The organism is Anaeromyxobacter sp., from assembly GCA_016718565.1.
In the GTDB taxonomy this organism is placed as follows: Bacteria; Myxococcota; Myxococcia; order Myxococcales; family Anaeromyxobacteraceae; genus JADKCZ01.
Genome location: JADKCZ010000013.1, coordinates 23,562 through 42,619, shown reverse-complemented (window position 1 = coordinate 42,619; position 19,058 = coordinate 23,562). Strand labels below are relative to the sequence as shown.

The 19,058-nt window shown below is 76.9% G+C and carries 15 protein-coding genes and 1 pseudogene; 12 read left to right on the top strand and 4 right to left on the bottom strand.

Translation table 11 applies throughout. The annotated features are described in order from the left end of the window. Positions 1 to 170: 170 nt before the first annotated feature. From IPO09_18275 to IPO09_18255, 5 genes are all read left to right on the top strand, one after another. Positions 171 to 2,039 (top strand): AAA family ATPase, encoded by a 1,869-nt coding sequence (locus tag IPO09_18275; protein MBK9519248.1) that lies wholly within the window; start codon positions 171 to 173, stop codon positions 2,037 to 2,039. Further along, positions 2,036 to 2,854: a ribonuclease H-like domain-containing protein gene (locus tag IPO09_18270; GenBank protein MBK9519247.1), complete on the top strand. Its 819-nt coding sequence runs from the start codon at positions 2,036 to 2,038 to the stop codon at positions 2,852 to 2,854. Before IPO09_18275 ends, IPO09_18270 begins: the two co-directional genes overlap by 4 nt. A gap of 194 nt (positions 2,855 to 3,048) precedes the next feature. Beyond that, entirely contained in the window at positions 3,049 to 4,008 is a 960-nt protein-coding gene (locus IPO09_18265; GenBank protein ID MBK9519246.1) for an MBL fold metallo-hydrolase, read from the top strand. A 113-nt stretch (positions 4,009 to 4,121) separates the two neighbouring features. After that, complete coding sequence (locus IPO09_18260; GenBank protein ID MBK9519245.1) at positions 4,122 to 4,820, top strand: DUF2807 domain-containing protein; 699 nt, start codon at positions 4,122 to 4,124, stop codon at positions 4,818 to 4,820. 157 nt (positions 4,821 to 4,977) lie between these two features. Beyond that, positions 4,978 to 6,522 carry a response regulator gene (locus IPO09_18255; GenBank protein MBK9519244.1) on the top strand — a complete coding sequence of 515 codons (1,545 nt, stop codon included), beginning with the start codon at positions 4,978 to 4,980 and terminating at the stop codon, positions 6,520 to 6,522. A gap of 611 nt (positions 6,523 to 7,133) precedes the next feature. On the opposite strand, the gene IPO09_18250 is transcribed toward IPO09_18255, so the two are convergent. Together IPO09_18250 and IPO09_18245 are read right to left on the bottom strand one after the other, a co-directional pair. Further along, entirely contained in the window at positions 7,134 to 7,337 is a 204-nt protein-coding gene (locus IPO09_18250) for a 4-oxalocrotonate tautomerase family protein (GenBank protein MBK9519243.1), read from the bottom strand. Positions 7,338 to 7,440: 103 nt separating this feature from the next. Then, positions 7,441 to 8,523 (bottom strand): YbfB/YjiJ family MFS transporter, encoded by a 1,083-nt coding sequence (locus IPO09_18245; GenBank protein ID MBK9519242.1) that lies wholly within the window; start codon positions 8,521 to 8,523, stop codon positions 7,441 to 7,443. A gap of 573 nt (positions 8,524 to 9,096) precedes the next feature. On the opposite strand from IPO09_18245, the gene IPO09_18240 reads away from it, so the two are divergent. The 3 genes from IPO09_18240 to IPO09_18230 are packed head-to-tail and all read left to right on the top strand — an operon-like array spanning position 9,097 to position 10,335. Further along, positions 9,097 to 9,480, top strand: a complete 384-nt coding sequence (locus tag IPO09_18240) for a hypothetical protein (protein ID MBK9519241.1) — start codon at positions 9,097 to 9,099, stop codon at positions 9,478 to 9,480. A 10-nt stretch (positions 9,481 to 9,490) separates the two neighbouring features. Continuing rightward, positions 9,491 to 10,024 carry an RNA polymerase sigma factor gene (locus tag IPO09_18235; protein MBK9519240.1) on the top strand — a complete coding sequence of 178 codons (534 nt, stop codon included), beginning with the start codon at positions 9,491 to 9,493 and terminating at the stop codon, positions 10,022 to 10,024. Continuing rightward, on the top strand, positions 10,021 to 10,335 hold the full coding sequence (locus IPO09_18230; GenBank protein MBK9519239.1) for a hypothetical protein: 315 nt from the start codon (positions 10,021 to 10,023) through the stop codon (positions 10,333 to 10,335). Before IPO09_18235 ends, IPO09_18230 begins: the two co-directional genes overlap by 4 nt. A 36-nt stretch (positions 10,336 to 10,371) precedes the next feature. Here the strand turns inward: IPO09_18230 and IPO09_18225 are convergent, their stop codons facing one another. Then, entirely contained in the window at positions 10,372 to 12,558 is a 2,187-nt protein-coding gene (locus tag IPO09_18225) for a hypothetical protein (GenBank protein MBK9519238.1), read from the bottom strand. A 299-nt stretch (positions 12,559 to 12,857) separates the two neighbouring features. Here IPO09_18225 and IPO09_18220 point away from each other — a divergent pair. The 4 genes and pseudogenes from IPO09_18220 to IPO09_18205 all read left to right on the top strand — a co-directional run bounded on the left by IPO09_18220 (position 12,858) and on the right by IPO09_18205 (position 17,537). Next, positions 12,858 to 13,500 (top strand): annotated as a pseudogene (locus IPO09_18220) (hypothetical protein). A 15-nt stretch (positions 13,501 to 13,515) separates the two neighbouring features. Beyond that, on the top strand, positions 13,516 to 15,078 hold the full coding sequence (locus IPO09_18215; GenBank protein ID MBK9519237.1) for a PQQ-binding-like beta-propeller repeat protein: 1,563 nt from the start codon (positions 13,516 to 13,518) through the stop codon (positions 15,076 to 15,078). Next, on the top strand, positions 15,075 to 17,036 hold the full coding sequence (locus IPO09_18210) for a hypothetical protein (protein MBK9519236.1): 1,962 nt from the start codon (positions 15,075 to 15,077) through the stop codon (positions 17,034 to 17,036). The genes IPO09_18215 and IPO09_18210 overlap by 4 nt, the downstream gene beginning before the upstream one ends. 48 nt (positions 17,037 to 17,084) lie before the next feature. Further along, complete coding sequence (locus IPO09_18205) at positions 17,085 to 17,537, top strand: thioesterase family protein (GenBank protein ID MBK9519235.1); 453 nt, start codon at positions 17,085 to 17,087, stop codon at positions 17,535 to 17,537. Between the two features lie 7 nt (positions 17,538 to 17,544). Here IPO09_18205 and IPO09_18200 read toward each other — a convergent pair whose 3' ends face one another. After that, positions 17,545 to 19,035 (bottom strand): neutral/alkaline non-lysosomal ceramidase N-terminal domain-containing protein, encoded by a 1,491-nt coding sequence (locus IPO09_18200; GenBank protein ID MBK9519234.1) that lies wholly within the window; start codon positions 19,033 to 19,035, stop codon positions 17,545 to 17,547. Positions 19,036 to 19,058: the final 23 nt, after the last annotated feature.

Below are 19,058 nucleotides of genomic sequence, written 5' to 3'. Positions count from 1 at the left end.
CGGATCGCCAAGAAGCTGTAATGGCTGATGAATTCGTTCGAGCCTCTTCACCCATTCGGGTGCGACGCTGCGGGTCGGACCGGCCCCAGGGTTCGGCCTACAGCCTCCGGGGTGACCCGCCCGCGCCGGATCAGGCCGGCCGCGCCCGGGCGCCGCGTATAACCCTGCCGGTGAACCTGCCCGACCACCTCGCGCACCTGCAGGGCCTGCTCGACGCCGAGCGGGCCGAGGAGCGGGCGCGGCTCGACGAGGCGCGCGCCCGGCTCTCGCTGGCCGAGCGCGAGGCCCGCGGCCTGGCGCTGGCCGACGTGGAGGCGGCCGAGGAGGGGGCGCTGGCCGGGCGGGCCCTGGTGGGCTACGAGCGGCGCGGCGCCCCGCTGGACGGGGCGCGGCTGGGCGTGGGGGCGCTGGTCACCGTGACGCTGCGGCGCGAGCCGCGCGACGACGAGCCGAGCGGCGTGGTGGCGCGGCGCACCCGGACCCGGGTCTCGGTGCTCTTCGACGAGCCCCCGCCCGACTGGGCGGTGGACGGCCGGGTGGTGCTGGAGCTGACCCCCTCGCCCGTCACCTGGGAGCGGCTCTCGGCGGGGGTGCGGCGCATGGGCGAGGCGCCGGAGGGGCGGCGCTGGCACCGGGTGCTGTGCGGCGAGCCCCCGCGCTTCGAGGCCCGTCCGCGCGGCCCCGACCTGCCCTGCCAGCTCAACGACGAGCAGCGGCGCGCCCTCGACCTGGCCGACCGCGCCGAGGACCTGGCGCTGGTGCACGGCCCGCCCGGCACCGGCAAGACCACCGTGCTGGTGGAGGTGATCCGGCGCGCCGTGGCCCGCGGCGAGCGGGTGCTGGCCTGCGCCCCGTCCAACCTGGCGGTGGACAACCTGCTGGAGCGGCTGCTGGCGGCCGGCCTGGACGGCGTGCGGGTGGGCCACCCGGCCCGCGTGCTGCCCTCCCTGCTCGAGCACACCCTCTCGGCCCGCGCCGAGGCGCACGAGAACGCCCGCATCGCCCGCGACCTGATGGACCAGGCCTTCGCGCTGCGCCGGGTGGCCTCGAAGCGCCGCCAGCAGCGCGGCCCGGGGCGCTTCAGCGAGGCCCGCTCGGCCGAGCGCGACGCCCGGGCGCTGCTGGCGGAGGCGCGCGCCCTCTCGGCGCGGGCCGAGCGCGAGGTGCTGGACCGGGCGCCGGTGGTGCTGGCCACCCTGACCGGCCTCGACGGGTCGGCGCTGGCCGGCCGGCGCTTCCCGCTGGCGGTGGTGGACGAGGCCACCCAGGCGGTGGAGCCGGCCTGCTACCTGGCGCTGCTGCGCGCCGGGCGGGTGGTGCTGGCGGGCGACCACCTGCAGCTGCCGCCCACCGTGCTGTCGGCGGCGGCGCAGGCCGGCGGCCTGGGGCGCTCGCTCTTCGAGCGGCTGGTGGACCTGCACGGCGACGCGGTGAAGGTGACGCTGCTCGAGCAGCACCGCATGAACGAGGCCATCATGCGGTTCCCCTCCGACGCGCTCTACGGCGGGCTGCTCAGGGCCCACCCGGCGGTGGCGGGCCACCACCTCGACGACGCGCCGCTCGAGGTGGTGGACACCTCCGGCCGCGGCTTCGAGGAGGCCACGCCGGAGGGCAGCGACAGCCGCGAGAACCAGGGCGAGGCGGCCCTGTGCGCCGCCGAGGTGGAGCGGGTGCTGGCGCTGGGCGTCTCGCCGGCCGAGGTGGCGGTCATCACCCCGTACGACGGGCAGGTGCAGCGGCTGCGGGCGCTGCTGGCGGCCCGGGTCGAGCAGGGGCTGGAGGTGGACACGGTGGACGGCTTCCAGGGGCGGGAGAAGGAGGCGGTGGTGGTCTCGCTGGTCCGCGCCAACGAGGACGGCGAGGTGGGCTTCCTGGCCGACGTGCGCCGCATGAACGTGGCCCTGACCAGGGCCCGCAAGAAGCTGGTGGTGGTGGGCGACGGCGCCACCGTGGCGCGCCACCCGTTCTACGAGCGGTTCCTGGCCCACGCCCAGGCCAGCGGCGCCTGGCGCAGCGCCTGGGAGCGGGAGGCCCCGTGATCCGCTCCACCTTCCGCCTCACCCCCGGCGTCGGCGCCTGGCTGGAGTCGCGCCTGTGGGACGCCGGGGTGCGCACCTGGGACGACCTGGCCGCCGCGCCCGACGCCACGCTGCCCCTGCCGCCGCGCACCGCGGCGCGGGTGCGCGAGGCGGTGGGCCGGGCCCGGGCCCTGCTGGAGGCCGGCGACGCCGACGGGCTGGCGCGCCTCCTGCCCCGCTCGGAGCGCTGGCGGCTCTACCCCGCCTTCGCGGCCGACGCCTGCTTCCTCGACATCGAGACCGACGGCGGCGACGAGGTGACCGCCATCGGCCTGCTCGACCGCGACGGGCCGCGGGTGCTGGTCTCCGGCCGCGACCTCGACGAGTTCCCGAGGCAGGCGGCGCGCTGGAAGCTGCTGGTCACCTTCAACGGCCTGTGCTTCGACGTGCCGGTGCTGCAGCGCTTCTTCCCCGGGTGGCGCGGCACGCTGGCCCACCTGGACCTGTGCCACCTGTGGCGTCGGCTCGGCCACGCCGGGGGGCTGAAGCTGCTGGAGCACGAGGAGGGGCTGCGCCGGCCACCCGGCATCGAGGGGCTGGGCGGCCTGGACGCGGTGCGGCTCTGGAGCGCCTGGCGGCGCGGCGACGCCGCCGCCCTGCGCCTGCTGGTGGAGTACAACCTCTACGACGCCGTGCACCTCAGGACCCTGGCCGACCTCGGCTACAACCGGCTGGTCGAGCGGCTCCGGCTGCCGGCCCCGCCGCTGCGGATCTCCGAGCCGGGCGACTTTCGCTTCGACGTGACCAGGGCGCTGCAGGCCTTCGACGCCTGGTGAGGCGGCGCCTGGGCCCCGGCCGCCCCGCCCGTGGGATGGCGCCCGGCCCGCCGCCTGTTACTCGTGTGACCGTGCCACCCAGCCGCCTGCCGCGCCTCGCCCGCCCCGCCGCCGCGCTCGCCCTGGCCCTGGCCGGACTGGCGTCCGCCGCGCTGGCCGGCCCGGCCTTCGCCCTCGCCCCCCCCGGACAGCCCATGGACCCGCGCGGCCGCTTCGTGAACCTGGACGGCTCGAGCCCCAAGGGCCCCGGCGCCGTCTTCAAGTGGATGGTGGTGGACAAGCTGGCCGGCCGCCGGCGCGTGGCGCCCGACCGCGCCCCGGTGGCCAGCGTCGCGCCCGACCGCGCCCTGCTGGCCAGCCCGCCCGGGCCCGGCGAGCCGGCCCGCCTCACCTGGCTGGGCCACGCCAGCTGGCTGGTGCAGCTCGACGGCGTCTCGCTGCTCATCGACCCCGCGCTCGGGCCCACGCTCTTCGGCGGCATCGACCGGAACGTGGCGCCCGGGCTCACGGTGGAGGCGCTGCCCCGCATCGACGCGCAGCTGGTCAGCCACAGCCACTACGACCACCTCGACCTGCCGACCCTCACCGCCGTGAAGGCGCCGGTCATCGCGGGGCAGCGGCTGGAGCGGTTCTTCCGCAAGAACGGCCTCTTCTGCACCGAGCTCGGCTGGTGGCAGTCCACCCGGGTGGGCGGGGTGCGCGTCACCTTCGTGCCGGCGCAGCACTGGAGCCGCCGCGGCCTGCTCGACGGCAACCAGACGCTCTGGGGCGGCTTCGTCATCGAGGGCCGGAGCGCCACCGTCTACCACTCCGGCGACACCGCCTGGTTCGAGGGGTTCGCCGAGATCGGGCGGCGCTTCCCCCGGCTCGACGCGGCCCTCCTGCCCATCGGGGCCTACGACCCGGCCTGGTTCATGGAGGCGCAGCACCTCAACCCGGAGCAGGCGCTGGCCGCCTTCCAGGCGCTGGGCGCCGGCACCTTCCTGGCGATGCACTGGGGCACCTTCAAGCTCACCGACGAGCCGCTCGACGAGCCGCCGCGTCGGCTCGAGGCGGAGCGGCTGCGGCGCGGCCTGCCGCCGGAGCGGGTGCGGGTGCTGGCGGTGGGCGAGACCGTGCTGGCGGGTGGGGCCGCGCCCGTGACGCGCCCGTGACCTGGGGCCGGCATCCTGTGGTCCTCTCCGGGAGAGAGACGGGCGGTGGGTGCGCAGGCCGTGGTATCTGCCTGCCCACCGCCCGGCCGTCCACGCCGGGGCGCCCCCCACCGATGCCACCTCGCCAGCCGTCGCCCCGCCTGCGCCCCCGCCACCTCCGCCCCGCGGCCGTCGCCACCCTGGCGCTGGCCCTGGCCGCCTGCGACGCCCACGTGGAGGGGAACGGCGTGTTCGCCGAGCGGACCTTCGACGTGGCCCCCTTCGAGCGGGTGGTGGTGGGGCTGGGCATCCAGGCCACCGTGGCCGTCGGCGAGGACCAGGCCGAGGCGGTGATCACCGGCGACGAGAACGTGCTGGGCCACGTCGAGCTCCAGGTGCGCGAGGGCACGCTCATCACCGGCATCGACGTCCAGACCTTCACCTCCGTGCACCCGCTGCGGCTGCGCCTGGCCGCGCCGGCGCTGGCCGGGGTGGTCGCCGCCGCCGAGGCGCGGGTCTCGGTGACCGGCGCCGCGGCCGCGGCCTTCACCGCGGAGGCGCGCGGGGCGAGCCGGCTGACGCTGGGCGGCGAGGGCGGCGAGTCGCTCTCGCTGGTCGCGGCCGGCGGCTCCACCGTGTACGCCACCGGCTACCCGGTGGCCGGCGCCACGGTGCAGGTGACCGGCGGCTCCATCGCCCTGGTCCACTCGTCCGGCCCGGTCACCGGCACCGTGGCCGGTGGGCCGGGGTCGAGCCGGGTGGAGGTCGAGGGGGGCGGGACCTGCCAGGCCGTGGTCCAGGCCGGCAGCAGCTGCACCCCCGCCGGCCCCTGATCCGTGGCCCTCCCGGCGTGGGAGGTGGGTCCACATCACGGGTGTATACTGACCCCCGGGTCCGTCCATCCCGGGTCCGCGGCCGGTATCTCTCAGGATTTCGACGGCCTTTTGCTTGCACGAAGGGGAGCGCGCGGCCCGACGCCGCGCCACCGCCATGAGCTTCATCGACTTCGCATGTGTCTTCGTCCGGGCCTCCGGTGACCGCCTGCTCGCGGCCGAGCGGCTGGCCTGCGGGTTCCCTCACCTGTTCGGCTCCGCGCTCGGCGAGGTGGACCTCGCCTACCGCACCTCCTCCAAGACGCTGGTGGTGGTGGTCCGCTTCCTGGCCGACGCCTTCGACGAGCGGGCCAGGGCCCGGCTCACCTTCTGGTCGGCCCGCGCCGGCGGCCGCGCCAGCCCGCTCGGTGGCATGGCCGAGGGCGAGCGCAAGGCCTTCGACGCCCACCTCGAGCTGTGCGAGCTCAAGCTCCTGGGGCTCAAGCCGGCCGAGCTGTTCGACCGCACCGCCCGGCTCTTCACCGACGTGGGGGCCCCGGCCGCGCGCCGGCGCAACCCGCTCGACCGGCCCATGCTGGCGCTGGACCTCGGCGGCGCCGGGCTGGAGGGCGTGAGCTACCAGGCCGACCAGCGCGAGCTCTTCATCGCCGCCCCCATGGCGCCCCCGGCCGGTGACGAGGTGCTGGTGGTCTTCCGCCTGCCCGGCGCCGACAAGCCGGTGGGCGTGAAGACCCGCGTGACCTCGGTGCGCACCACCGCCGCCGCCGAGCCAGGCCTGCCTGCCGGCTTCGGCCTGGCCATCCCGGCCGGCGCAGCCGCCGTGCACGAGGGGCTGGTGGCGCGCGCTCCGACCGCCAGCGGCGTGCGCTACGCGCCCCGCTTCAACGTCAAGGCGCCGGTGAAGGTGCTGGTGCCCTCGCCGGCCTCGCCGGAAACCACGGCCCCGCCGCCGCCGCCCGCGCCGGCCTGGCTGGCTGCGCCCGTCGCCGCGCCTGCCGCCGCGGCGCCTGCCGCCGCACCCGCCGCACCCGCCGCCGCGGCGGCCCGCGCGGTCATCGAGTACGCCACCGAGCAGGAGCTGGAGGCGGACTTCATCGAGAACCTCTCGCAGGGCGGCGCCTTCATCCGCTCCTCCAGGCCGCAGCCGGTGGGCGCCACCCTGGCCCTCGACTTCCGGCTGCCCAACGGCGCCGAGCTCAGGGCGCAGGCCGTGGTGGCCTTCGCCAACGCCAACGGCATGGGCGTGCGCTTCACGCTGGACCCCGAGAGCGAGGCGGCGCTGCAGGCCGCCATCGCCCACATCTCCGCCCGGGCCCGCCGCGCCCTGGTGGTGGACGACGACGCCCTGGTGCGCCGCATGCTGGCGGACGCCCTGGCCGACCGCGGCTTCGAGGTGGTCACCGCCAGCGACGGCCAGGACGGCCTGCGGGTGCTCTCGGAGGAGCTGCTGGCGCTCGACCTGCTGGTCACCGACGTCGTCATGCCCAACATGGACGGCGAGGCGTTCGTGAAGACGATCCGCCGCGCCGGCGGCGAGGCCGACCTGGCCATCGTGGTGGTGACCGGCAAGATGGAGCCGGGCCTCGAGCCGCGGCTGGAGGCGGCCGGCGCCGACGCCGTGCTCGACAAGGCGCTGGGGCCGGAGCTGGTGGCGCAGGCCGCCGACGCCGTGCTGGAGCGCAGGCGGCTGTCGCGCGGGTAGGGGCGGTGCGCTGGTCGGGCGCTCACACAGGGTGCTCACACTGGGCGCGCACGCCGGGAGCGCACGCTGGGCGCTCCTCCGGTGGGTGAGCCCGAGGGTTCGGGCTCCCTCTCCCCTCCGGGGAGAGGGCCGGGGTGAGGGCCCGCACCGTCCAGCCCCACCCCATCCCCCCCCAGCAAGCCGGGGGAGAGGGACGGACGAGCCCTGAGTTCCTCCGTTGAGCCCCAGCCCACGGGTTCAGGCTCCCTCTCCCCTCCGGGGAGAGGGCCGGGGTGAGGGGACCATGTGCACGCGTCCAGCCCCCTCACCCCATCCCTCTCCCCGCCAAGCCGGGGGAGAGGGAGCTCGGCGGACGAGCCCTGAGTTCCTCCGTTGAGCCCCAGCCCACGGGTTGAGGCTCCCTCTCCCCTCCGGGGAGAGGGCCGGGGTGAGGGGCCCATGTGCACGCGTCCAGCCCCCTCACCCCATCCCTCTCCCCCAGCAAGCCGGGGGAGAGGGAGCTCGAGCGGACGAGCCCTGAGTTCCTCCGTTGAGCCCCAGCCCCCACGGGTTGAGGCTCCCTCTCCCCTCCGGGGAGAGGGCCGGGGTGAGGGGACCGCGGCCAGGCGGGTTCAGCTCCCCCGCTTGCGCCGCACCGTCACCGACTCGCCGCCGATGCCCCAGTTGTCGGTGTCGACCTCGTCGATGACCACCACCGTGGTGGCCGGGTTCTTCCCCAGGGTCTGCTGCAGGAGCTCGGTGGCGCCCTTGATGAGCGCCGCCTTCTGCGCGGGCGTGGCGCCCTCGCGGGTGATCTTGATGTTCACGTACGGCATCCGGTCCTCCTCGGTGGTGACTGTGGGTGAAAGCTCGGCCCGCCGGCGCGTCCGCGCGGCGGGCCCGGTGTGCCGGCGTGAGGCGCGGCCTCCCGGCGGGTCCTCACGGATCGCCCGCCGCGGCCGGCAGCGCCAGCACCAGCGCCCCCAGCGCCACCGCGCCGGCGGCCGCCAGCACCGCCGGGGCCGGGTGGCCGGTGGCCTGGGAGAGCCGCCCGGCCAGGTACGGGCCCACCGCCTGCCCCACCCCGTAGACCGCGGTGAGCGAGCCGATGGCCCGCACCGCCGCCTCCGGCATGAGCCGGCGGGCCAGGTCCACGGTGAGGGTGACGATGCCGATGAAGGTGCCGCCGAAGAAGAGCGCACCCAGCACCGCCGCCGCGCCGGAGGCGGAGAGGGCCGGCAGCGCCATGCCCACCGCCTGGGTGGCGAAGGCCGCGGTGAGCGCCCAGCGCAGGCCGAGGCGGCGCGCCGCCCAGCCCCACAGCGCCGCCGAGGGGGCCGCCGCCAGGCCGGCCGCCACCCAGACCCAGGCCGCCCAGCCCTCCAGGCCCGGCGTCTGCTGCACCGCCCGCACCGCGAAGGTGCCGCTGACGATGTAGCCCAGCCCCTCCAGGCCGTAGGCCACCGCCAGCCGGCCGAAGGTGACGCCGTCGTGGCGGCCGCCCGCCGGCGCCGGGTGCAGCACCGGCTGGCCCGGCGCCATGAGCAGGGCCGGCAGGGCCAGGAGGAGCGCGGCGCCGCCCAGCAGGAGCCAGGGCGCCTGCCAGGCCGCCGCCGCGGTGGCCGCCGCCACCACCCCGGAGAGCGCGATGCCCAGCCCCACCCCGGCGAAGAGCAGCCCCGCCAGCCGCTCGCGCCCGCGCGGCAGCGCCTCCAGCACCGCCGCCGAGACCAGCACGAACACCAGGCCGCTGGCCACGCCGGCGGCGAAGCGCACCGCCGCCCAGCCGGCCAGCCCGGAGGCGCCCACCGAGGCCGCCGTGGTGAGCACGCTGCCCAGCAGGCCGACCCGCAGCAGCCAGAGGCGGGGCGGCCCCGGCGGCGTGCGGCGCGCCCAGAGCACGCCGGCCAGGTAGCCGGTGAGGTTGGCGGAGGCGATGAGCCCGCCGGCCGCGTCGTCGAGGCCGTGGGCCCGCTGCAGTCCGGGGAGCAGCGCCGTGTAGGCGAACCGCCCGATGCCCATGGCCAGCGCCAGCCCGGCGGCACCGGCCGCCGCGCGCTGCAGGGGTGAGGGGCGCCAGGTCACGGTCAGTCCATACCAGGCGGCGCCCGGAGGTGAGACGAGGCGGCCCGGGCGGGGAAGGGGAGGTAAGCGATATCGGTTCGTGCGCCCGAATAATCCGTTCGGGGGGGCATGGCTACGATGGGCCGATATCGGTTCGGACGTCCGAACCGTCCGTTTGGGGGAGGACTTGACTGGACTTGGGGGAGCCGGGGCTCGGGCCTGGGGTCGGGGTCCGGGTCTGGGTCGAGGTCGAGGTCGAGGTCGGGGTCGCGGTCGCGGTCGAGGTCGGGGTCGGGGTCGGGGTCGCGGTCGCGGTCGCGGTCGAGGCAGGGGCGGGGGCTGGGGCTGGGCTGGGGCTCGGGATTGGGGCTCGGGATTGGGGCTCCGGGTCGAGGCTCGGCCCGGCCGGGCGCGCCCCCCCACGAAATCGACGCCCCCTTGAATCCGCCGGCGCCCGCCGCCGCGTCTCAGGTGCCGAAGACCACACCGCCGCGCCGCGCGACTTCGCCCCGCGGGGCCCACTGGAGCACCATGGACCTCAAGATGGACCTCACCCCGATCCTCATCGTCTCTATCGTCTTCCTCGCCTCGACCGCCATCGTCGGGATCGTCTTCTGGTTCCTGCACCGCTCCCGCGAGCTGCGCCACCAGACCATCCGCCTCGCCCTCGAGAAGGGCCAGCCCCTGCCGCTCGAGCTGCTCGAGGGGGGCGAGAGGAAGACCAAGGAGACCGACCTGCAGAAGGGGATCAAGCTGGTTCTCGACGGCGTCGGGATCAGCCTCTTCTTCCTCCTCGCGTTTCGCCAGGAGCGCCTCTGGCCCATCGGCCTCATCGTGGGCTTCGTGGGGATCGGCCACCTGGTCTCCCACTGGGTGACCGGGCGCAAGCAGGCCGACGCGCCCTCGGTGGGCTAAGAAGGGACGCATGGGGCCGTCGGACACCGAGCTGGTCGCGCGCGTCCTCGCGAGCGACGACCGGCGCGCCTTCGCCGAGCTGGTGCGTCGGCACCAGAGCGCGGTGCGCGGCCTGCTGCGCCGGCTCTGCGCCGGCGACGCCGCCCTGGCCGACGACCTGGCCCAGGAGACCTTCCTCAAGGCCTACAAGCACCTGAAGACCTGGCGCGGCGGTGGGCGGCTCTCCACCTGGCTCTACCGGATCGCCTGGAACGGCTGGGCGGGCCAGGTCCGCAAGCTCCCGGCGCCCGACGTGGCGCCGGAGCCCCCGGCCCGCGATCTGGCCGAGGTGGCCATCGACCGGCACGACCTCGAGCGGGCGCTCGGCGCCCTGCGGGCCGACGAGCGGGCCGCCCTGGCGCTGGCCTACGGCCAGGACGTGAGCCACGAGGAGGCGGCGGCCATCCTCGACTGCCCCATCGGCACGTTGAAGACCAACATCCTGCGCGGCAAGGAGAAGCTGCGCCGCCTGCTCACGCCGCTCGGCGCGGAGGGATCGCCATGACGCTCGACCCGGAGAAGCTGGAGGCCTTGCTGGCCGACGAGCCCTACGTGGAGGACGGCGGCTTCACCGCCCAGGTCATGGCGGAGCTGCCGCCGCCCCGCCGCGACCCGCGCCCCTTCATCATGGCGGGCTCCGTGGCGGCCGCCCTGGCCACCGCCTTCGCGGTGCTGCCCGGGGCGGTCCAGCTGGGGCTGGCGGCCGTGGCGACGCACTCCCTGCCCCTGGCCATCACCCCCGGGCTGGTGGTGGGGCTGGCCGCCGCCGGCTGCGTGGCGGCGGTCGTCGGCCTGGTCGTGTCAGCGGAGGCCTGAGCCGGAGGGTCGCACCCGGCTACCTGGTCGGACCGATCAGCGGCGAGGCCGCGGGGTGGTGCAGACCGCGCCCTCCTTCGAGCAGATGACGCGGTTGATGGTCCAGGACGCGCTGGCCTGGCTCACGCCGTCGTTGACGGTCACCTGCACCGTGACCGGCACGGACAGGCCCGAGAAGGTGGTGGTGCAGGCGTCCGGGGTCGCGACCACGGTGGCGGCGCCGAGCCCGGTGGCCGGGCTGAAGGTGGCGGCCAGGAGATCGCCGTCCGCGTCGGCCGGGCGGCTGGGGAACGGCACGCTGGTCAGGTCGGCCTTCCACCTCGGCTCGACGGCGCAGATGGTCGGCGCGTCCACCTCCCACGAGGAGCAGATGCAGGCGCAGGACTCGGCGGCCCCGGTGTAGGCCGGCACCGTGGGGGGCCGGTTGGTGATGGTGACCGTGGTGCTGGCGCTGGCCGCTTCCCAGCCGTCGCTCACCGCCGCGGCCACCAGGTGGTCCCCCGGGAAGCCGGCCAGGGTGGGGTAGGTGGCGCCGGAGGGCACGCTGTGGCGGCAGGCCACCGAGGCGACCCCGTCCGACGAGATGGTGACGTCGGCGCAGTCGGCGCCGTCGCCGCTCCCGGCATCCGCCAGGGGATCACCGTCGGGATCCGAGAAGCTGGAGAGGGTGGCGTCGGCCAGGTAGGCGCTGGCGGGCGCATCGTACCGGTGGCCCACGGTGATGGCCGGGACCAGGAAGGAGGCCACCGGCGCCCGGTTGAGGACGCGGACCGGGAGCTCCACCGGCAGCGAGGCGCCGAAGCCGTCGGTGGCGGTGGCGGTGACGCGGAAGCCGCTGGCGCCCGCCGCCGAGCGGAACTCGGCGGGCCGCTCGACGGGGGTGCTGAAGCGCACCGAGCCGGCGCCCGCACCGCTGCCCACCTCGGCCACCGAGGCGGTCCTGTCGGGGTCCACGGTGGGCAGGAGCGTGATCGACGCGACGGGATCGCCGTCTGGATCGACCGCCACGAAGGGGCTCGCGGCCGTGGCCTGGAAGCAGCGCCCGGCACCGAGGGGGCACGGCCCCACCGAGTGGTCGAGCGCCAGCTCGGTGGCGGTGGCGCCGGCCGCGGGCCGGAGCACCGGGACCCGGTTGAGGACCTGCACCGGGAGGTCCGCGGTGGCCGAGGCCCCGTTCACGTCCCGGGCCGCCAGGCGCAGCAGCCGGCCTGAGGCCATCAGCCCCGCCCCGGCCGGGCAGGCCAGCGAGAAGGCGCCCGCGCCCGGCGAGACCAGGTCGAAGGCGGCGGCGCAGCCGCTGCCCGCCGGCTCCAGCAGCGTGGCCGAGGCCTCGAGCGGATCGCCGTCCGGGTCGCTCATCGGCAGGGCCAGCGAGGCGTCCACCCGGTAGGCGGCGCCCTCGTAGCGGTGGTCGAGCGAGAGCGGGGGCGCCGCGATGGAGGGGGGCCGGTTGTTCACGGTGAGTGGCACCAGGGCCTGGGCCAGGTTGCCCTGCGGGTCGGTGACGCGGACGCGCACCGTCCAGGCGCCGGAGAGCGCGCCGCCGGAGGTCCTGAGGTCGAGGCTGGGGGCCGCGGCGGTGGCCGAGGGGGCGAACACGGCCGTGGCGCCGGCGCGGCTCTGGTCGGGCGGGAGCGCCGTCCACCGGTAGGTGAGCGCGGCGCCGGCCGGGGAGTGGCCGGTGGCGGCGAGCGCCGCCGGGCTCGCCAGCCCGCACTGCAGCGGGTTGCCCGCGCAGGCGTGGTCCACCGCCAGGGCGGCGGTGGCGGTGACGGTCGGGGGATCGGTCAGCGCCGCGACCGCCAGCGTGCGGCTGGCCGGGGCGCCGGCCAGGCCGGTGGAGTCGGTCACCGTGAGCGTCACCTGGTAGGTCCCGGCGCACCAGAAGATCAGCTGGAGCGCCGCGGAGTCCTCGCCCTCCAGGTCCGGCGCGCAGCCACCGAGGAGCGGCTCGACCGTCCAGGCCTGGCTGGCCAGGGCGTGGCCGGGGTCGGGATCATGGGCCGTCGAGGCCAGGGTGACGGCGCGGTGGGTGAGGAGCCCGGCGGGCACCGTGAAGTCGGCCACCGGCGGCGTCGAGGCCTGGCAAGCACCCTGGACGCAGGAGGAGCCGAGGTCGCAGTCGGTGGGGAGCTGGCAGGTGCGGACGGAGTCGCGCGAGGAGGCGCCGCAGCCGGCGAGCGCGGCGAGGAGGGCGAGGCAGGGGAGCTGGCGGAGGGTCATGTGGTTCTCTTCCTGGGTCCAGGGATCGGTAGCACGCGGAGTGCCGGTTGCGTGTGCTTCCGTGCAGTGCGGGCCCCGGGCCAGGAGGCGCCCTTCGGAAAATCGGGCACTTACGGTCCGTCCGGTTCCGGGGCAGGTCCGCGCGGCGGACCATCGGTCCGCGAAACGGACGGTCCCAGGACCACCGGTCCATGCGATTCCGCGCGGTTGGACCAGCGCATGGCCCTTGCACTGCCGCCGTTCCTGATGATGATCTGCACCTTCACCCTGCCGCCCACCGCCGGAGGTCGAGGCCGTCCATGCCCCTGACCAGCGCCCTCGTCGCCGCCCTCGCGCTCGCCGCCGGGCCCGATCGGACCCTGCTCTGCCGCCCGGTCGTCTCGGGGGATCCCGCGCTGGCGCGCGCCGAGGCCGTGCCCGACGCCGCCCGGCTCCTGGCCGACCGCTTCCTCGACTACCGGATCCCGTGCACCACGGCCGGCGAGGCGGCGCGGGCCGCGGCGCGGGCCGGCCTCTCCCCACGTGGTCTGGGGCTCGGCGGAGGGGCGCGCCGAGGAGAGCAGCTTCCTCCTGGTCCTCTCCGACGCCCAGGCGGTGGAGGTGGCCCGCCGCACCCTGGAGGTGCCGAGCGGGGTCGAGGCCGAGGGTCCGGTGCGGGAGGCGCTGCGGAGCCTGGAGCGGCAGGTGCCGCGCTCCGCCCCGCGCTGGAGCCGGGTGGCGGGCTGGGCGCTGGTGGGGGTCGGGGCCGCGGCGCTGGCCGCCGGCGCGGTGCTGGCGCTGCAGGCCCGCGACGAGGCGGCGCGCGCCAGCGCGGCCAGCGACCCGGGCGCCTACCGGGCGGCGCACGACGCCTGGACGAGGAAGCGGTCGGCCAGCGCGGCCACGCTGGCGGCCGGCGGGGTCGCGGTGGGCGCCGGCCTGGCGCTCAGGTTCGCCTTCTGACGTGGGAGAGACCACATGCGCCGCACCCTGATCGCCACCCTGCTCCTCGCCACCCTGGTCGCCGCCTGCGGCGCCGTCGAGGAGCGGCCGCGCTGCAGCGCGCCCGGCACCTGCCCCGCCGGCCAGTACTGCGCGCCGGAGGGGATCTGCTGGCGCGACGACTTCAAGCCGGCCATCGACGCCATCGAGGTGCTGGCCGCCTCGCCCACCCCGCGCGACGGCCAGATCACGGTGAAGGTGCGCGCCCGCGACGACCGCGGCCTGGCCGGCGTGTCCGTGAAGCTCGACCTGCAGCCGGACCAGCTGCCGGCCGCCACCTTCGACGGCACCGACTGGGTCCACACCTTCGACCTGGCGGCGCTCCCGTTCCCCTACTTCGAGCGGGCCGTGGAGCTCACGGCCGTGGCCATCGACGAGGCGGGCAACTCCACGCAGCAGGTGGCCGTGGTGAGGCCGACGGTGACGAGGTTGAGGTGGGTGTACGAGGGGGGCGCCAACATGACGCCCGTGGCCGTGCTCGCCGACGGCAGCGTCATCGCGGGGCTCGGCGCCAGCGCCAACCAGCTGGTGCGGGTCTCGGCCGCCGGGGCCAAAGAGTGGGAGGCGACGGTGGGCAGCCTGGCGGTCGCCGGGGCGCCGGCCGTGGGGCTCGCGAGCATCGCTGTCAGCAACCAGAGCGGTAGGGCCTTCATGGTCGGCCTGGACGGCTCGGTCCAGAACGGAAGCGGCTGCGACACGACGCTGGCCATCCAGTCGGGGCCTGCCGTTGGGGCAGATGGCGTCACCGCCTACTTCGGTTCCGATTCAGGAGCGGTGTTTGCTGTCGATGCGGGGGGGAGGTGCATGCCCTCTGGCGGCATAAGTGCTGTCGCCACCACTCCTGCAATCCGGCGGGATGGATCTCTGAGCGCGGCTTCCGGCAGCCTGCTCAGGAGTCTCACGCCACTTCCTGGCCTGTTCCAAGAAAACTGGAACGCCATCCCACCCAATCCACCCCCACCCTCCATCGGCCTCGACCTCGACCTCCCCCTCGCCATCGACGCCACCGACCGCGTCTGGACCTACTCCACCGACGGCAACCTCAACGTCACCACCGCCGCCGGCGTCACCAGCACGGTGAAGACCCTGGCCGGCCCGGCGCAGGCCGCCCCCATCATCCTCGCCGACGGCTCGCTGGTGCTCGGCGACGCCACCAACCGGCTCCACCGCCTCTCCGCCACCGGGGCGGCCCTCTGGGCCAGCCCGCCGGACCTGGGCGCCCAGCCGCTCACCGCGCTGGCGCTGGCGGGCGGCGAGGCCGTGCTGCTGGTGCCCACCTTCCGGGGCTCGCTGCACGCGCTGCGGGTCTCCGACGGGTCCACCGTCTGGAGCGCCCAGCTCACCACCGGCCTGGCCTCGCTGCGCCCCGGCAACGTCCACACGGCGCCCGGGGCCGGCCTCTCCCTGGCCTACTTCCCGTCCTCCTCCGGGAAGCTCTACGCGGTGGTGGTCGACGGCCACCTCGACGCCGCGGCCCCCTGGCCCAAGGTGTTCCACGACACCCGCAACACCGGCAACGCCGCCGCCCCGCTCCCGTGACCACCCGCGCCGCCCTCCTCTGGCTGCTCGTGGCCGCGGCGCCCGCCGGGGCGGCCGACCGCATCGCCATCCTGGCGGTCCACGATCCGCCCGCCCCGGACGGCGAGCTGGCCGAGCTGGCCCACCAGCTGCGCGCCGCCGCCACCGACCGGGCCGCCGGCGTGCTCACCGCGCCGGAGATGCGCGATCGCCTGGCCGGCAAGTCGGGCGGCGCCACGGTGCAGGAGCTCGACCGGGCCTTCGGCGGGGCCCTGGCCGTCTACCAGAACGGCGAGTACGAGAGCGCCGCGCGCACGCTGCGCGCCATCATCGACGACCTGGAGGACCTGCCGGAGAGCGAGGCGGTCTGGGCCCAGTGGACCCGCGCCATGGCGCGCCTGGCCCACGTGCACCAGTCGATGAAGCAGCTGGAGGAGCGCGACGCCGTGCTGGTGGCGCTGCTCAGGGCCGACTCCTCGCTGCAGCTCGAGTCGGCCCTCTACTCGCAGACCTTCCGGGCCCACCTCGACGAGCTGCGCCAGCGGGTGCGGGCCATGCCCAAGCGGCGGCTCACGGTGTCGGCCCGCGGCCGCGCCGGGACCATCTTCGTGGGCGGCCGGGACGTGGGCCCCACCCCGGCCACGGTCATCCTGCCGGCCAGCGTCTTCCGGGTGGCGGGCGCGGCCGGCGGCCTGCGCATCCCCGGCTTCCTGGTGGACCTCACCAGCGAGGACAGGGCGGTGGTGCTCGACTTCGCCCTGGCCGAGACCTTCCGGCCCGGCGCCGGGCCGGGCATGGTGCTGGCCCAGGCCGAGCGGGCCGGCGCCATCATCCGCGCCGGCGCCTGGCTCGGGGTGGAGCGGCTGGTCGTCACCTCGCGGGCCAGCGAGGGCGGCGCGCAGTTCCTGGTCGGCGCCATCTACGACGTGCGGCGCGGGGCCCTGCTGCGGGAGGGGAGCGTCCGGCTGATCTCCGGTGGGGTCCCCGCCGCCAACCTGGGGGCGCTGGCGTCGTTCCTCCTGCTGGGCCAGTCCTCGCGGGAGGTGCTCGACCGGACCCGGGATCCCCTGACGCCCCGGGCCTCGGCGCCGAGCGCCGCCGCGGTGGCGACCGCCACGTCCGCCGCCGCGGCGGCGACCACCGCCGCCACCGTGCCTGCGGTCGCGCTCCAGCCTGCGCCCGCTGCGCCGCCCCCGCCCCGGCTCCCGCTCCGGAAGGCCGCCGCGCCTCCCGCGACGCCACCCTCGCCGTCCAGCCCCGCCGCCCCGCAGGCGGCTGCCCCCGGTGGCCGCGCGCCGGGGCCGTCCGCGCCCGTCGTTCCGGGCGCAGGCGCAGGCGCAGCCGGCGCGACCGGCGCCGGCGGCAAGGCCCAGCCCGCCGCCGCGCCACCTCCAGCCGCGCCACCCTCGACACCCGGCGTCGCGGCCGCTCTCGGGGGCCACGCCGCGCCGCCGCCTGCCACCCCGGGGGCAGGTGCGGGCGCGGGCGCGCTCCCTGCGGTCCTCGCCGCCGCGCCGCCGCCGCCCCTCAAGGCAGCCACGCCCCCCAGGGCAGGACCGCCCCTGGTCACCACGCCTGCCCCGCCCCTGCCCCCGGACCTCCACCCGGCGCCGCCGGCGGACGACGCCCTCTCCCGCGGCCTGGCCCGCGCGCCCGGCGAGGTGGAGGCGCACGCCCAGGCCCGGCCGCGCTGGCTGCGACCGGCCGCCCTGGGCTCGGGTGTGCTCGCGGCCCTCCTCACCGGGCTCGCCGTGCAGCAGGGCGTGGCGGCCAACGGGGCCTACGCCGACGCCGACGGCATGATCCAGCCCAACGGCCAGACCCGCCCCGGCATCACCTACCCCCAGTACCTGGCCACCCTGGCCCGCGGCGACGACGCCAACCGCAACGCCTGGGTGGCCGGCGGCGCGGCGGCGGTGTCGGCCACCGCGGCCGGCGTCCTCTACTGGCTCTCGCGCGACCCCGCCCCGGCGCGCTAAGACCCCGGCGAGCCGCGCCGCCGCCGGGCCGGGCCGAAGGGGAGCCACGTGGAGCACTTCACCCGCAGCTTCATCGTCCGCTGGGCCGACTGCGACGCCAACGGCCACCTGCGCAACACCTGCTACAGCGAGTACGCCATCGAGGTCCGCATGGCCTTCCTGGCGCAGCACGGCTTCGGCCTGCCGGAGTTCCGCGCCGCCGGCGTGGGGCCGGTGCTGCTGCGGGAGGAGATCGACTACCTGCGCGAGTGCCACATGGGCGAGGAGCTCACGGTGGACTTCAGCGTCATGGGCCTCTCCCCGGACGACAGCCGCTTCAAGATCGTCCACCAGGTGCTGAAGCCGGGCGGCAAGCGGGCCGCCCGCCTGGTGGTGCACGGCGGCTGGCTGGATCTCGCCACCCGACGCCTGGTGCCGCCGCCGCCCGCGCTCAAGGTGGTGTGGGACCAGGTGGAGCGGGCCCAGCCGTTCGAGGTGCTGCCGCCGCTCGGGTCGAAGTAGCCGCCGCTCAGCGCGCCGGCTGGCCGGCGGCGCCGGCCGCCGCCGCACCCGCCGAGCCGGTGGCACCCGCCGGCCCCATGGACCCGGTCGCGCCGCCCGGCGCCGCGGCACCCTCCGGCGCGCCGTCCGCCGCGCCCCGCGCCGCCCGGGCCGCCGCCACCACCGCGCCCTGCAGGCGGTCCGCCAGCGCCGGTCCGTAGTAGCTGCGGCGCGCCTCGCCGTCACCCACGGTGAACCGGGCGGCGGTGTCCACGTAGCCCACGTAGTCGTCGGCCAGCGAGAACAGCTCCACCCGCACCGCCGGCCCCACCGCGGCGCGCCAGGCCCGGGCCACGCCCTCCACCGGCTCCGAGGGCGTGAAGACCAGCACCGTGTCGCCGAGGGACACCGCCGTGGCGCCGCCCTGGTCCGGGAAGAGCCCGCCGAGCAGGGTCCGGGTGGCCGGCTCGAGGAAGGCCGGCACCGCGCCGAGCCGGGTGTCCGGCAGCCCCACCGCGGCGGCCGCCACGCCGAGGCGGGGGGCCACCTGGGTGGGCTCCGCCGGCAGGCCGGTCAGCGCCGCCGCCACCGCGCGGCCGTAGGTGTCCACCGGGGCCGCCGCGTCGGCGCGGGCGTCGGCGACCGAGATCGAGACCGGCGGCGCCACCGGCGCCGCGGCCCCGCCGGCGCCGCCCGGGACCCGTGGCCCGGCCACCCCGGCCTCCGCCGCGGCCAGCGCCGGGGGCAGGCGCACCGACTGGTCGCCGATGGGCCCCTGGAAGAAGAGGCGCGTGCCGTGCGGCGCCTCGGCCAGCACCCGCGCCACCCAGTCGCCCGAGAGCAGGCGGTTGCGGCTGCCGAGCAGGGTGGGGTGGGCGGTGAAGGAGACCAGCTCGGCCAGCGGCGCGCCGTCGGGCCGGGCGAAGCGCAGCGAGAGCAGCCGCCCGTCCACCTCGGCGCCGGTCCGGTTGCGCACCAGCGCCCCGGCCTCGCCGCGGGCCACCGCCAGCGCCGCCGGCCCGCGCGCCGCGTGGGCGTCCCGCACCACCCCGGCCAGCGCCGCCACCAGGCGCTCGAAGGTCTCCGGCTGGTAGGGCCCGGTGGCCCCGAGCTCGCCGGGCAGCGAGTCCCAGTAGCCGCCCAGCCCGGCGTGGGTGTGGGTGGCCCCCACCACCACGGCGTCCAGCCCCAGGTCGGCCACCTGGGCCCGCACCGCCCGCGCCAGCGCCCCGGGCACCAGCAGGAGCTCGGCCGAGACCAGCGCCACCGACACGCCCGGGGCCGACAGCACCAGCGCCCGGGCCGAGAGCGGGTCGCGCACCCCCTCGGCCCGCCAGCGGAAGCGGGGGAAGCCGCCGATGGTGGGATCGGGGCCGGGGTCGAGCGGCCGCGAGGCCACCCCGGCCGAGAGCGGGCCGGCGCTGCCGCCGGCCAGGGTCAGCCGCGGGGGCTCGTCGGGCCGGTGGCCGCGCCACGGGATCGACAGGATCCCGAACGAGATCAGCACGATGGCGACCATGGCGAGCGGCCACCAGCCGCGTC